At 72.8% G+C, this 13,492-nt stretch carries 9 protein-coding genes; 5 read left to right on the top strand and 4 right to left on the bottom strand.

Going from position 1 to position 13,492, the window contains the following annotated elements:
- The first annotated feature begins 118 nt into the window (after positions 1-118).
- Complete coding sequence (locus tag AB0E07_RS01435; RefSeq protein WP_362245144.1) at positions 119-3,355, top strand: BTAD domain-containing putative transcriptional regulator; 3,237 nt, start codon at positions 119-121, stop codon at positions 3,353-3,355.
- A gap of 13 nt (positions 3,356-3,368) precedes the next feature.
- Here the strand turns inward: AB0E07_RS01435 and AB0E07_RS01430 are convergent, their stop codons facing one another.
- From AB0E07_RS01430 to panB, 3 genes are all read right to left on the bottom strand, one after another.
- Positions 3,369-4,202, bottom strand: a complete 834-nt coding sequence (locus AB0E07_RS01430; RefSeq protein WP_362245142.1) for an ABC transporter permease — start codon at positions 4,200-4,202, stop codon at positions 3,369-3,371.
- Positions 4,199-5,224 carry an ATP-binding cassette domain-containing protein gene (locus AB0E07_RS01425; protein WP_362245141.1) on the bottom strand — a complete coding sequence of 342 codons (1,026 nt, stop codon included), beginning with the start codon at positions 5,222-5,224 and terminating at the stop codon, positions 4,199-4,201. The genes AB0E07_RS01430 and AB0E07_RS01425 overlap by 4 nt, the downstream gene beginning before the upstream one ends.
- A 153-nt stretch (positions 5,225-5,377) precedes the next feature.
- Positions 5,378-6,244, bottom strand: coding sequence for a 3-methyl-2-oxobutanoate hydroxymethyltransferase (gene panB / locus AB0E07_RS01420; protein WP_362245139.1), 867 nt, complete (start codon positions 6,242-6,244; stop codon positions 5,378-5,380).
- 421 nt (positions 6,245-6,665) lie between these two features.
- Between panB and AB0E07_RS01415 the strand changes: the two genes are divergently transcribed.
- The 4 genes from AB0E07_RS01415 to AB0E07_RS01400 all read left to right on the top strand — a co-directional run bounded on the left by AB0E07_RS01415 (position 6,666) and on the right by AB0E07_RS01400 (position 11,474).
- On the top strand, positions 6,666-8,228 hold the full coding sequence (locus tag AB0E07_RS01415) for an MFS transporter (RefSeq protein ID WP_362245137.1): 1,563 nt from the start codon (positions 6,666-6,668) through the stop codon (positions 8,226-8,228).
- 33 nt (positions 8,229-8,261) lie between these two features.
- Complete coding sequence (locus AB0E07_RS01410; RefSeq protein ID WP_362245135.1) at positions 8,262-8,909, top strand: TetR/AcrR family transcriptional regulator; 648 nt, start codon at positions 8,262-8,264, stop codon at positions 8,907-8,909.
- Between the two features lie 180 nt (positions 8,910-9,089).
- The gene (locus tag AB0E07_RS01405) at positions 9,090-10,142 is read left to right on the top strand and encodes an endonuclease/exonuclease/phosphatase family protein (protein ID WP_362245133.1); all 1,053 of its coding nucleotides are present in this window, start codon (positions 9,090-9,092) and stop codon (positions 10,140-10,142) included.
- Positions 10,143-10,253: 111 nt separating this feature from the next.
- A complete protein-coding gene (locus AB0E07_RS01400) occupies positions 10,254-11,474 on the top strand; it encodes an MFS transporter (protein ID WP_362245737.1) in 1,221 nt (406 codons plus the stop codon).
- A 252-nt stretch (positions 11,475-11,726) separates the two neighbouring features.
- Here AB0E07_RS01400 and AB0E07_RS01395 read toward each other — a convergent pair whose 3' ends face one another.
- Entirely contained in the window at positions 11,727-13,475 is a 1,749-nt protein-coding gene (locus AB0E07_RS01395) for an NAD+ synthase (RefSeq protein ID WP_362245131.1), read from the bottom strand.
- Positions 13,476-13,492 lie beyond the last annotated feature (17 nt).

Raw genomic sequence — 13,492 nt, 5'->3', positions numbered from 1 at the left:
ACGTCTCGCGGGCGGGCCCCGGTTCCGGAGAGGGTGGGGCGGACGGGTCCCCGCCACGTGACCCGCCCCCGTCCACCCCGGCCGGGCCGCCTCCGTCCCCGCTTCCGCACCAGAGACAATGGACCCCGTGCGCTATCGCATCCTCGGCACCACCCAGGCACTCCACTCCGACGGCACGCCCGTCCCGGTCGGCGGGGCCCGGTTGCGTGCGCTGCTCTGCGTGCTCGCGCTGCGCGGCGGCCGCGCCGTGCCGGCGCGGCTGCTCGTCGAGGAGGTCTGGGGCGCCGACCCGCCCGCCGACGCCCCGGGGGCGCTCCAGGCGCTCGTCGGACGGCTGCGGCGGGGTCTGGGCGCCGGTGCCGTCGAGTCCGTGGACGGCGGCTACCGGCTGGCCGCCGCCCCCGAGGACGTCGACCTGCACCGGTTCGAGCGGCTCACCGCGGACGGCCTGCGCGCCCTCTCCGACGGCGACCCCGCCAAGGCCGCCGCGGTCCTCGACGACGCCCTCGCCCTGTGGCGCGGCCCCGCCCTCGCCGACCTCCCCGACCGCACCGCCGAGGCGGCCCGCTGGGAGACCCGGCACCTGGACGCCCTGCGCGCCCGCCACACCGCCGCGCTCGCCCTCGGCCAGGCCGGACCGTCCCTGCCCGAGCTGACCGCCCTGTGCGACAGCCACCCCCTCGACGAACGGTTGCAGGCGCTGCGGCTGCGCGCCCTGCGCGACCTGGGCCGTCCCGCCGAGGCGCTGTCCGCCTACGACGAGGTGCGCCGGCTCCTCGCCGACCGGCTCGGCTCCGACCCCGGGCCCGAACTGACCGCCCTGCACGGCGAACTGCTGGCCCCGGCGCCGGCCCCCGCGCCCCTGGGGAACCTCCGCGCGCGGCTCACCTCCTTCGTCGGCCGGGAGGCCGACATCAGGGCGATCCGCGCCGACCTCGGCGGCGCCCGCCTGGTCACCCTCCTCGGGCCCGGCGGCGCCGGGAAGACCCGGCTCTCGCAGGAGGCCGCCGAGACCCTCACCGACACCGCCCGCGACGGGGTGTGGCTCGCCGAACTCGCGCCCGTCGACGACCCGGACGCCGTACCGGAGGCCGTGCTCACCGCCCTCGGCGCCCGCGAGACCGTGATGTACGGCGCCGGCGCCGAGGAGTTCCGCCAGGCGGTCGCCGACCGCCACGACGACCCCGTCGAACGCCTGGTGGAGCACTGCGCCCGGCGCCGCATGCTGATCGTCCTCGACAACTGCGAGCACGTCGTCGGCGCCGCCGCCCGGCTCGTGGAGCACCTGCTGGCCCGCTGCCCCGGTCTCACCGTCCTCGCGACCAGCCGCGAGCCGCTGGGCGTCCCCGGGGAGGTGCTGCGCCCCGTGGAGCCCCTGCCGGAGCCGTACGCGCTGCGCCTGTTCGCCGACCGCGGCGGGGCCGCCCGCCCCGGCTTCAGCGTCGAGGACGACCCGGAGGCGTGCGGCGAGATCTGCCGCCGTCTCGACGGCCTGCCCCTCGCGATCGAACTCGCCGCCGCCCGGCTGCGCATGCTCACCCCCCGCCAGATCGCCGACCGGCTCGACGACCGGTTCCGGCTGCTCACCTCCGGCAGCCGGACCGTCCTGCCCCGCCAGCAGACGCTGCGGGCCGTCGTCGACTGGTCCTGGGAGCTGCTCGACGAGGACGAACGGGTTGTCCTCGGACGGCTGTCGGTCTTCGCGGGCGGCTGCGATCTGCCTGCCGCGGAGGCCGTGTGCGGTCCCGCCGCCCTGGACGCGCTCGGCTCCCTCGTCGACAAGTCCCTCGTGGTGGCGGCCCCTTCGGGGGACGAAGGGATGCGTTACCGGCTCCTGGAGACGGTCGCCGAGTACGCCGGCGAGCGCCTGGACGAGACGGGCGGCCGCGCGGCCGCCGAGCGCGCCCATCTGACGTACTACCGCGAATTCGCCCGCACCACCGACCCGTTGCTGCGCGGACCCGGCCAACTTCAGGCCGTGGGGCGGCTCCAGCGGGAGTACGAGAACCTGCGGACCGCGCTGCGGCACGCCGTCGCCGAACGCGACGAGCAGGAGGCGCTGGCGCTGGTCCTGTCGCTGTGCTGGTACTGGCAGATGCGCGATCTCCGGTTCGAGGCCCGCAACTGGTGCGTGGAGGTCATGGCGCTCGGCCCCGACCCGTTCGCCGAGCCGCTGCGGCCGGCCGAGCCGGTCTGGCAGCGCTGCACCGATCAGCCGCCCCCGTACACCGGGGAGGTCCTCGCCGAGGCCCGGCGCGGTGTCCATCTGGGTCATCTCGCCTGCATGGACACCGAGTTGGAGGCCTGGCAGAACCCGGCCGCCCAGCAGAAACTGCGCAACATCGTCGATGTCTACCCGCCGGGGCTGCCCCAGCTCTGCCGCAGCCCCGGCATGATCGTCGTCTTCGCGGTCATGCTCACCGGCGGCATGGACCGGCTCGCCGGCATGCTCGACGCGGCCGTGGACACCTGCCGCCGCACCCCCGGCTTCGAGTGGGAACTGGCCGCCACCCTCCAGATGCGGGCCAACCTCCTCGCCAACAGGCCCGATCGGGCCGGCCGGGCCGCCGCGGACGCCGACGAGTCGCTCACCGTCTACGGGCGCCTCGGGGACTCCTGGGGCAGAGGGGAGGCGCTGTCGGCGCGCGCCGAGGCCCGCGAGCGCAAGGGTGACTACCTGGAGGCGGCCGCCGACTTCGAGGCGGCGATCGAGGAGGCCCGGCGGCTCGGCGCGCACAGCCAGGAGGCCGTCCTCTCGGCCCGGCTGGCGAGCACGCTGCTGGAGAGCGGGCAGGGCGAGCGGGGCGAACGGCTGCTGCGGGAGGTCATCGCCAGTCTGGACGGAGGGCACAACGAGGCGATGCCGTTCAGCCGGGTCATCCTGGCCGGCTGGCTGAGCATCACCGGCCGGATCACCGAGGCCCGTGAACATCTGCGGCTGCTGCGGGAGAACTTCAGCCTCGCCCAGTTCGAGGTCTTCGACGCCTTCATCCTGAGCGGGGAGGCGTGGATGGACGCCGCCGAGGGGTTGTGCGGGGAGGCCAGGGAGAAGCTCCGGCGGGCCCTGGAGCACGCGCGGGATCCGCTCACGCAGGCCATGGCCCCGCAGTTGGGCCCGGCCTGCCTGGTCATCGCCGCCGTGGCACTGGCCGGGAGCGAGCCCCTCGACGCCGCCCGCTGTCTCGGGGCCGCCGAGGTGGCGTGGCCGATCGGGCACGTCAACTCCGCGCTGGAGCGCGAGTGCCGGGACCGGGCGGTCGCCGCGGTGCGCGCGGTCCTCGACGAGCGGGCCTACGCGGCCGGGTACGCCGAGGGCGGCGGGCTCACCGTGGAGGAGGCCGCCGCCCTGGTGTGATCCGCCGGGCGGATCAGGTCTTGGTGCGGAACTTGTGGATGGCGATCGGCGCCATGACCGCCGTGAGCAGCGCCGACCAGCCGAGCGTCAGCCACAGGTCGTGGGCGACCGGACCGCCGATCATCAGTCCGCGGGCCGCGTCCGCCAGCGCGGAGAGCGGGTTGTAGTCGGTGAATGTCTGGAGCCAGCCCGGCATCGAGTCGGTCGGCGCGAAGATCGACGAGCCGAACTGGAGCGGCATCAGCACCAGGAAGCCCATCGCCTGCACGGACTGCGCGTTCTTCATCACCACGCCGAGGGTGAGGAAGACCCACATCAGCGCCGAGCCGAAGGCCACCGACAGGGCGACGGAGGCCAGCAGACCGCCCCAGTCGGTGATGTCGAAGCCCACGAGCAGCGCCACCACCATCAGGACGGCCGTCGCGAACAGCATCCGCAGCAGCTCCACCGCGATCTTCGCGAAGAGCACCGAGCCGCGGCCGATCGGCAGGGACCGGAAGCGGTCCATGACACCGGTGTTGAAGTCCTGGTTGAAACCGGTGCCCACGCCCTGGGCCATGGTCATGCCCATCATGGCGAGCATGCCGGGGACGACGTACTGCACGTACGCCTCCTGCCCGCCGCCGAGGGACTGCCCGATGGAGCCGCCGAAGACGTACACGAACAGCAGGGTGAAGACGATCGGGAAGAGGACGGCGTCGGCCATCGACTCCGGGTCCTGGCGGATCCACAGCAGGTTGCGGCGGACCAGGGCGCCGGTGTGGCGCAGGTGCCCGCGCAGCGGGATGCGGGCGTCGGCGGTGTCGACCGCGGCGACGGCGGGGCGGGTGGCGGTGGTGGCGCTCATACGGCGACCTCCTCGCGGTGCTCGGTGGGTACGGCGTCCTGCGGGGCACTGGCGCGGTGGCCGGTGAGCGACAGGAACACCTCGTCCAGGCTGGGCAGTTCGGTGGTGACGGAGGAGAGCGTGACGCCGCGTTCGGTGACCGACCGGACGACCGCGGTGAGCTGGTCGTCGCTGAGGATCGGCACCAGCAGGGCGCCGCGCTCGGTGTCCACGGTGGTGGTGGCGAGCCCGGTGATGCCGAGGGTGTCCAGGTGCGCGGCGAGCGGCCGCAGCTGCGTGGGATCGGCCGGCCGGACGCGCAGGGTGCGGCCCCCGACCTTCGCCTTCAGCTCGTCGATGCCGCCCTTGGCGATGACCTTGCCGCGGTCGACGACCGTCAGCTCAGAGGCGAGCTGCTCGGCCTCCTCCATGTACTGGGTGGTCAGCAGCACGGTGACGCCCTCGCCGACCATGGTCTTGACCTCGTCCCAGACCTCGTTGCGGGTGCGCGGGTCGAGTCCGGTGGTGGGCTCGTCCAGGTACAGCACCTCCGGACGGCCGATCATCGACGCGGCGAGGTCGAGCCGCCGCCGCATCCCGCCCGAGTAGGTGCCGGCCGGCCGCTTGGCGGCGTCGGTCAGCGAGAAGCGCTCCAGCAGCTCGTCGGCGCGGGTCCGGGCGTCGCGCCGGGAGAGGTCCAGCAGCCGCCCGATGAGGTAGAGGTTCTCCCAGCCCGGCAGCTTCTCGTCCACCGAGGCGTACTGTCCGGTCAGCCCGATCACCCGGCGCAGCTGCCGGGGCCGGCGCACCACGTCGTAGCCGGCCACGACGGCCTCTCCGGCGTCGGGTGCGAGCAGGGTGGAGAGGATGCGGACGAGGGTGGTCTTGCCGGCCCCGTTGGGGCCGAGCACCCCCATCACGGTGCCCTCCCGTACGTCCAGATCCACACCGTCCAGCGCCTTGGTCTCGCCGTAGTGCTTGACCAGTCCCCGTACCGTGACGGCGTTCGCGGCGCCGCCGGGGTTCCTGTCGATTCGTGTCATGGGGACGACGGTGCCAGGGGCCACCGACAAACCACCGACAGCCGGCCGACGCCCGCCGACAACCCGCCGACAGAGCGCCCGGGAAGCGGTCCGGGAACGGCAGCGGCCCGCCGACGGGGGAAATCGGCGGACCGCTGTGGTGCCACTGTGGCTCTAGTGGACGGAGTGCTCCTCCAGCGGGAAGGTCCCGCCGACGACGTCCTCCGCGAACGCCTTCGCCGCGTCGCCCATGGCCTCGCGCAGGGCCGCGTACTGCTTGACGAACTTGGGGACCCGGCCGCCGGTCAGGCCCATCATGTCCGTCCAGACCAGTACCTGGGCGTCCGTCTCGGCCCCCGCGCCGATGCCCACGGTCGGGATGTGCAGGGTGCGGGTCACCTCGGCGGCCAGCTCCGCCGGGACCAGCTCCAGCACGACCGCGAAGGCGCCCGCGTCCTGGACCGCCTTGGCGTCCCGGAGCAGCTGCGCCGCCGCCTCCTCGCCGCGGCCCTGGACCCGGTAGCCCATGGCGTTGACGGACTGCGGGGTCAGGCCGATGTGGGCCATCACCGGGATGCCGGACTCGACCAGCAGCTCGATCTGGCGGTGCGAGCGCTCGCCGCCCTCCAGCTTGACCGCGCCGACGCCGGCCTCCTTCACCAGCCGGGTCGCCGAGCGCAGCGCCTGCACCGGGCCCTCCTGGTAGGAGCCGAAGGGCAGGTCGCCGACGATCAGGGCGCGCGAGGTGCCCCGTACGACGGCGGCGGAGAGCATGGTCATCTCGTCGAGGGTGACCGGCACGGTGGTCTCGTACCCGAGGTGGCAGTTGCCCGCCGAGTCCCCGACCAGCATGACCGGGATGCCGGCCTCGTCGAAGACGGACGCGGTCATCGCGTCGTAGGCGGTGAGCATGGGCCACTTCTCGCCGCGTTCCTTGGCGAGGGCGATGTCGCGGACGGTGATGCGGCGGGTGCCCTTCCCCCCGTACAGCGCATTGCTGCCGCCGGAGGGCGTGTTCCGGGCAGCCGAAAGCTGCGTCATGGCAACGGCTCCTTCTTACGTCATCTCGAGGCGCCCTGACGGCGTCCCCGGATCCCCTCCATGGTGGCACTTCGTGCGTGACGCGGCTAGGGCGTGTTGTGAAAGTCCCGTCGTCCGCCCGAAGGGCGGGCCCCGCGGCGTCTGGTGCGTGCGATCGCAAGGCGCCGGAGCGCCCTAATAGCGGAGCTATTCGGGCGTTTCGGCAACGCGGCTGGGGGTCCCCCCTCTGGGGGAGTGCGTGCCAGGCGTCGCGGGGCAGGCGGGACTTTCACAACACGCCCTTGGGGGGCCTCGGTCACCCTCGACCGGGGCCGGAGCGGGTGCGGGAACCGGCAGGTGCGGGAGCCGGCGGGTGTAAGAACCGAGTAAGAGAATTACGATACGACACGGTCCCGTATCGTAAATAACCTAGGGTTGGCGCATGACTACCTCCGCTCCTGCCGTACCCCGGATACCGGAAGCGGTGCACCGCCGCCGCTGGGCCATCCTCGGCGTGCTCATGCTGAGTCTGCTGATCGTGGTGCTGGACAACTCCATCCTCAACGTCGCGATCAAGACGATCTCCACGCCCGCCCCGACCGGCCTCGGCGCCACCCAGAGCGAGCTGGAGTGGGCGATCAACGCCTACACCCTCGTCTTCGCCGGCCTGCTGTTCAGCGCCGGTCTGCTCGGTGACCGGCTCGGCCGCAAGAAGGTCCTGCTCGGCGGTCTCTTCGTGTTCGGCGCCGGCTCCGCCCTCGCCGCCTTCGCCGGTTCGCCCGCCGAGCTGATCGGCTTCCGCGCGCTCATGGGCCTCGGCGCCGCCTTCGTGATGCCCGCCACGCTCGCCGTCCTGATGAACGTCTTCGAGCGCGACGAACAGCCCAAGGCCATCGGCATCTGGGCCGGCGGCGTCGGTCTCGCCATCGCCATCGGCCCCATCACCGGCGGCGTCCTGCTCGACCACTTCTGGTGGGGCTCGGTCTTCCTGGTCAACGTGCCGATCGTGCTGCTCGCGATCGTCCTGATGATCTGGCTGGTTCCCGACTCCCGCGACCCCGCCCCCGGCCGCATCGACCCCGTCGGCGTCACCCTGTCCGTCGTCGGCCTGGTCCTCCTCGTCTACGGCATCATCCGCGGCGGCGAGCTGGCCGACTTCGGGGACCCGACCGTGCTGGCCACCATGGGCGCCGGGCTCGCCGTCCTCGTCGCCTTCGTGCTGTTCGAGAAGCGCAGCGACCACCCGTCCATCGACGTCGGCCTCTTCAAGGACAAGGTCTTCTCCGCCGCCATCGCCGCCATCGCGCTGGTCTTCTTCGCGCTGATGGGCGTCACCTTCTTCTCCGTCTTCTACACCCAGAGCGTGCGCGGCTACTCCCCGCTGGAGACCGGCCTGCTCCTGCTGCCGCTGGCCGCCGCGCAGCTGATCTTCGCGCCCCGCGCCCGGCTGCTCGTCGACCGCTTCGGCAACCGCGTCACCACCACCGCCGGCATGGCGCTCATCGCCGCGATGCTCGCCGCGTTCGCCACCCTGGACGCGGACACCCCGATCTGGCTCCTGGAAGTGATCTTCTTCCTCATGGGCACCGGCATGGCGCACATCATGACCCCGGTCAGCGTCGTCATCATGCAGTCCCTGCCCCGCGAGAAGGCCGGCTCCGCCTCCGCCCTCAGCAACACCTTCCGCCAGCTCGGCGGCGCCCTCGGCATCGCCGTCCTGGGCTCGGTGCTCTCCACCTCCTACCGCTCGGCCGTCGAGGGCGACCTCGGCGCGGTGCCCCCGCAACTGCGCCACACCGCGGGGGAGTCCATCGAGTCCACGCTCGCCGTGGCGGCCCGGCTCGGCGAACCGGGCCGGCCGCTGGTGGACCACGCCAACGACGCCTTCCTGCACGCCATGCACGTCACGGCCATCGGCGGAGCCGCGGTGGCGCTGCTCGGCACCCTGGTGGTGGCCCTGTTCCTGCCGGGCCGGACACCCGAGGACGCGCCCGGACGGCCGTAGGGGAGAATCCCGGTACACCGAAGGGACGGGCGCGTGAACCTCGCCGACAACCACAGCAGGGCCGAGGCCCCCACCCGGGGCCGCCCCCGCAGTGAGGCCGTGGAGCGGGCCATCATCGAGGGCGTGATGGAGCTGCTGGAGGAAGGGGTTCCGCTCGCCGAGCTGTCCATCGAGCGGATCGCCCGCACCGCCGGCGTCGGCAAGGCCGCCATCTACCGCCGGTGGAGCGGCAAGGAGGAGCTCTTCGTCGACGTCGTACGGGCCGCCGAACCGCCCGACGCGGAACTGCCCGGCACCTCGCTCCGCGACGACCTGGTCGCCCTGCTGGAGACGCTGCGCCGGCGCGGCCTGGTCAGCCGTTCCTCGGCGATCCTGCACAACGTGCACGTCCAGATGAAGAGCAGCCCGAAGATCTGGGCGGCCTACGACAACCTCGTCGTCGCCCCCCGGCGCCGGATCGGTCTCGAACTGCTGCGCCGCGCGCAGCGGGACGGCGAACTGCGCGCGGACGTCGACGTGGAACTGCTGAACGACCTGTTCGTCGGCCCGATGCTGCTGCGCACCGTCATGCGCCCGGACGCCGGGCTCCCCGACGGGCTGTCCGAGCAGATCGTCGACACCCTGCTGGAAGGGCTACGGCCCGTCAGTTCACCGCCCGTCAGTTCGCCGCCCGCGCGGTGACCCTGTGCGCGTTGCGTCACAGAGCGCGCTTTCCGCGTCGGGGGCCGGAACTCCGGAAGGCGAGTTGTGCGTCCTCGTGCCCGTACGGCCGTCACGGGACGGCAGGAACGGAACCGATCATCCCCTAGGGTCGTAACAGCGGGGGACGATGGTGTGCACGGCAGGCAGTGAGGCGACGGTATGGCGCAGCAGGCGTACATGACGGAGACGGACAACGGCGGCTCGGGACCCGAGCACCGGGGAGCCCGCTTCCGGCGTCTGCTGGACAGACTCGTCACCGGCTGGCGCGGCGACCCGCGGATCTGGCGCCGGGGCATCGTCACCGCCGCCGTCGCGGTCGTCCTCGCCCTGGTCATGCTGGTCCACTCGCGCATCCCCAACCGCATCGGCAACCTCGGCAGTCTCACCGAGACCTTCCTGCCCTGGATCGGCCTGTTCGTCCCGCTGCTGCTGCTCGTCGCCCTGCTGCGCCGGTCCGCCACCGCGCTGATCGCGGTGGTGCTGCCCGCGGTGGTCTGGCTGAACCTCTTCGGCGGCCTGCTGGGCGACAAGACCGAGGGGGGCGGCGACCTCACCGTCGCCACGCACAACGTGAACGCCGACAACCCCGACCCCACCGGCACGGCCCGCGACGTGGCCGCCTCCGGCGCGGACGTGCTGGCCCTGGAGGAGCTGACCGCGGCGGCGGTCCCGGTCTACGAGAAGGCGCTCGCCGCCACGTACAAGTACCACTCGGTGCAGGGCACGGTCGGGCTGTGGAGCAAGTACCCGCTGACCGGGGTGAAGGCCGTCGACATCAAGCTGGGCTGGACCCGGGCCATGCGCGCCGCCGTCGCCACGCCCTCCGGCGAGGTCGCGGTGTACGTCGCCCACCTGCCCTCGGTACGGGTCAAGATGGAGGCCGGGTTCACCGCCCGGCAGCGCGACAAGAGCGCCGACGCCCTCGGCGAGGCCATCGCCGACGAGAAGCTGCCGCGCAGCGTGCTGCTCGGCGATCTGAACGGCACCATGAACGACCGCGCGCTGAACGCCGTCACCTCCCAGATGCGCTCCACGCAGGGCGCCGCGGGCAGCGGCTTCGGGTTCAGCTGGCCCGCCTCGTTCCCGATGGCGCGGATCGACCAGATCCTGGTCAAGGGGGTCGAACCGGTCACCTCCTGGACGCTGCCGGAGACCGGGAGCGACCATCTGCCGGTCGCCGCGCGTGTGAAGGTCGACACAACGGCCTCGTAAAAGCCCACGGCAACCTGGGGTTAACCCCCAGGAATACCGGGGGTGGGAGAGTTTGTTCCGCACATGAACATAAGATGTGCGGAACTCCTCTTCGAAAGGCTCAGGCCCGTCATGCCCCTCGCCCTGCTCGCGCTCGCCGTCGGCGCGTTCGGCATCGGCACCACCGAGTTCGTGATGATGGGCCTGCTGCCCGACGTCGCGGACGACCTCGGCATCTCGATCCCGTCCGCCGGGCACCTCGTCTCGGCGTACGCCCTCGGCGTCGTCGTCGGCGCCCCGCTCCTCGCCGCCGTCACCGCCCGGATGTCCCGCCGCACGGTCCTGATCGGCCTGATGGTGCTCTTCGTGGCCGGCAACGCCCTCTCGGCGTTCGCCCCCGGCAACGGCTCCCTGCTCGCCGCACGCTTCCTCAGCGGCCTGCCGCACGGCGCCTTCTTCGGTGTCGGCGCCGTCGTCGCCACCGGCCTGGTGGCGCCCGAGCGCAAGGCCCGTTCGGTCTCCCTGATGTTCCTCGGCCTGACCGTCGCGAACGTCGTCGGCGTCCCCGCCGCCACGCTCATGGGCCAGCACCTGGGCTGGCGGGCCACCTTCCTCGCGGTGAGCGCGATCGGCCTGGCCGCCATCCTCGCGCTGGCCCTGCTGATCCCGCACGACCACGACCGGGCCCCCGCCCAGGGCCTGCGCGGCGAACTCGCCGCGCTGCGCTCCCTGCCCGTCTGGCTGGCCCTCGGCACGACGGTCGCCGGCTTCGGCGCGCTCTTCGCGGCCTACAGCTACATCGCGCCGATGCTGACGGACGGCGCCGGCTACGCCGACACCAGCGTGACGGCGCTGCTCGCGCTGTTCGGCGTGGGCGCGACGATCGGGAACCTGCTGGGCGGACGCCTGGCCGACCACGCGATGCGCGCCACCCTGTTCGGCGGCCTGGCCTCGCTGGCCCTGGTCCTCGCCCTGTTCCCGCTGCTGATGTCCACGCCGTGGTCCGCGGCCCTGGCGGTGCTGCTGCTCGGCACGGCGGCCTTCGTCACCGGCTCGCCGCTCCAGCTGATCGTGATGGAGAAGGCGTCGGCGGCCCCCTCGCTGGCCTCCTCGGCGAACCAGGCCGCCTTCAACCTGGCCAACGCCGGCGGCGCCTGGATCGGCGGCCTCGCCCTGGCGGCCGGCTTCGGCGCGACGTCCCCCGCGCTCGCGGGTGCGGCCCTGGCCGTGCTGGGCCTGGGCGTGGCCGGGGTGGCCCTCGCCGTGGACCGGCGCGCGACGCCTCGGGGCACCGGGCGCGAACGGCTCGTCGCGGGGCACCTGCCGCGGGAGGTGGAGGCGGTCCGTTCCTGACGTGGGTCGAGGCGGGGATGGTTCGCTTGGCGTTGGTCGGCGCGGAGGTGGTCCGTTCCTGACGTCGGTTGGCGTGGAGGTGGTCCGTTCCTGACGTGGGTCGACGCGGGGGCGGTCTGTTCCTGAGGTCGGTCGACGCGGGGGCGGTCGGCCGACGTCCGTCGACACGGAGGCGGTCCGCTCCTGACATCCGTCGAACACGGAGGAGGGCCGGACGGGCAGCGCCCGTCCGGCCCTCCTCCTCCGCTCGCGCTACTCCCGCCAGCCGTTGGTGATCGGCAGGCGGCGGTCCTTGCCGAAGCCCTTCGCGGAGATCTTCGTGCCCGGCGGGTACTGGCGGCGCTTGTACTCGGCCGTGTCCACCATCCGTAGCGTCTTGGAGACCAGGGCCGGGTCGAAGCCCGCCGCGGTGATCACGTCGGCGCCCTCGTCGCGGTCCACGTACCGCTCCAGGATCGCGTCCAGCACCGGGTAGTCGGGCAGCGAGTCCGTGTCCACCTGGTCCGGGCGCAGCTCCGCGCTGGGCGGCTTGGTGATCGAGTTCTCCGGGATCGGCGGGGTCTGCCCGCGCTCGGCCGCCGCCCGGTTGCGCCACTCGGCGAGCCGGAAGACCGAGGTCTTGTAGACGTCCTTGATCGGCCCGTACGCGCCCACCGAGTCGCCGTACAGGGTCGAATACCCCACCGCCAGCTCCGACTTGTTGCCCGGCGCCAGGACGATATGGCCCTCCTGGTTGGAGATCGCCATCAGCATCGTGCCGCGCAGCCGGGACTGGAGGTTCTCCTCCGCCAGGCCCGTCAGCCCCAGGGACGACATATAGGCGTCGAACATCGGCTCGATCGGCACCGTACGGAAGTTGAGGCCGGTACGGCGCGCCAGCTCCGCCGCGTCACCCTTGGAGTGCTCGGAGGAGTACTTGGAGGGCATCGAGACGCCGTACACGTTCCGCGCGCCCACCGCGTCGCAGGCGATGGCCGCGACGAGCGCCGAGTCGATGCCGCCGGACAGGCCGATCAGGACCGACTCGAAGCCGTTCTTCGTGACGTACGCCCGCAGGCCCACGACCAGCGCCGAGTAGACCTCCTCGTCGTCGTCGAGACGGTCGGCGTACCCGCCGGTCAGCTCCGGCTCGTACGCGGGCAGCGGCTCCTCGGAGAGGATCACGCGGTCGATGCGCAGCCCGTCGTCCACCACGCCCGTCGGCGCGTCCCGCTCCGCCGCCGGCAGGTCGAGGTCCAGGACCACGCAGCCCTCGGAGAACTGAGGCGCCCGCGCGAGCACCTCGCCGGCCGCGTCGACGACGATCGAGTCGCCGTCGAAGACCAGCTCGTCCTGGCCGCCCATCATCGCCAGGTAGGCGAGGGTGCAGCCGGCCTCCTGGGCACGCTTGCGGACCAGCTCCAGCCGGGTGTCGTCCTTGTCGCGCTCGTACGGTGAGGCGTTGACGGAGAGCAGCAGCCCCGCGCCGGCCGAGCGGGCGGCGGGCACCCGGCCGCCGTCCTGCCAGAGGTCCTCGCAGATGGCCAGGGCCACGTCCACGCCGTGCACCCGCACCACGGGCATGGTGTCGCCGGGCACGAAGTAGCGGAACTCGTCGAAGACGCCGTAGTTGGGGAGGTGGTGCTTGGCGAAGGTCAGGACGACCTCGCCGCGGTGCAGCACCGCCGCCGCGTTGCGCGGGGCGCCGGCCGGCTGGCCGTACTTCGGCTGGGCCGTCTCGGAGCGGTCGAGGTAGCCGACCACCACCGGCAGCTCCCCGAAGCCCTCCTCGGCGAGCCGGGCGGCCAGCGTGCGCAGGGCTGTGCGGGACGCCTCCACGAAGGAGGACCTCAGGGCCAGGTCCTCGACGGGGTACCCGGTCAGCACCATCTCCGGGAACGCCACCAGGTGGGCTCCCTGCTCGGCGGAGTGCCGGGTCCAGCGGAGGATCGACTCCGTGTTCCGGCCGAGGTCACCGACGCGCGCGTCGATCTGATTCAGGGCGAGGCGAAGTTGAGGCACGCGGCCAGTGTAATCGT

Origin of the sequence: Streptomyces sp. NPDC048002, assembly GCF_040653275.1 — a bacterium.
Classification (GTDB): Bacteria; Actinomycetota; Actinomycetes; order Streptomycetales; family Streptomycetaceae; genus Streptomyces.
Note: the sequence above shows the minus strand (reverse complement) of the source record. Positions and strands in the feature narration are given on the sequence as shown.

Coding starts and splice junctions, on each gene's coding strand:
- AB0E07_RS01435 (WP_362245144.1), top strand. CDS start 119: ATGGACCCCGTGCGCTATCGCATCCTCGGCACCACCCAGGCACTCCAC.
- AB0E07_RS01430 (WP_362245142.1), bottom strand. CDS start 4,202: ATGAGCGCCACCACCGCCACCCGCCCCGCCGTCGCCGCGGTCGACACC.
- AB0E07_RS01425 (WP_362245141.1), bottom strand. CDS start 5,224: ATGACACGAATCGACAGGAACCCCGGCGGCGCCGCGAACGCCGTCACG.
- panB (WP_362245139.1), bottom strand. CDS start 6,244: ATGACGCAGCTTTCGGCTGCCCGGAACACGCCCTCCGGCGGCAGCAAT.
- AB0E07_RS01415 (WP_362245137.1), top strand. CDS start 6,666: ATGACTACCTCCGCTCCTGCCGTACCCCGGATACCGGAAGCGGTGCAC.
- AB0E07_RS01405 (WP_362245133.1), top strand. CDS start 9,090: ATGGCGCAGCAGGCGTACATGACGGAGACGGACAACGGCGGCTCGGGA.
- AB0E07_RS01400 (WP_362245737.1), top strand. CDS start 10,254: ATGCCCCTCGCCCTGCTCGCGCTCGCCGTCGGCGCGTTCGGCATCGGC.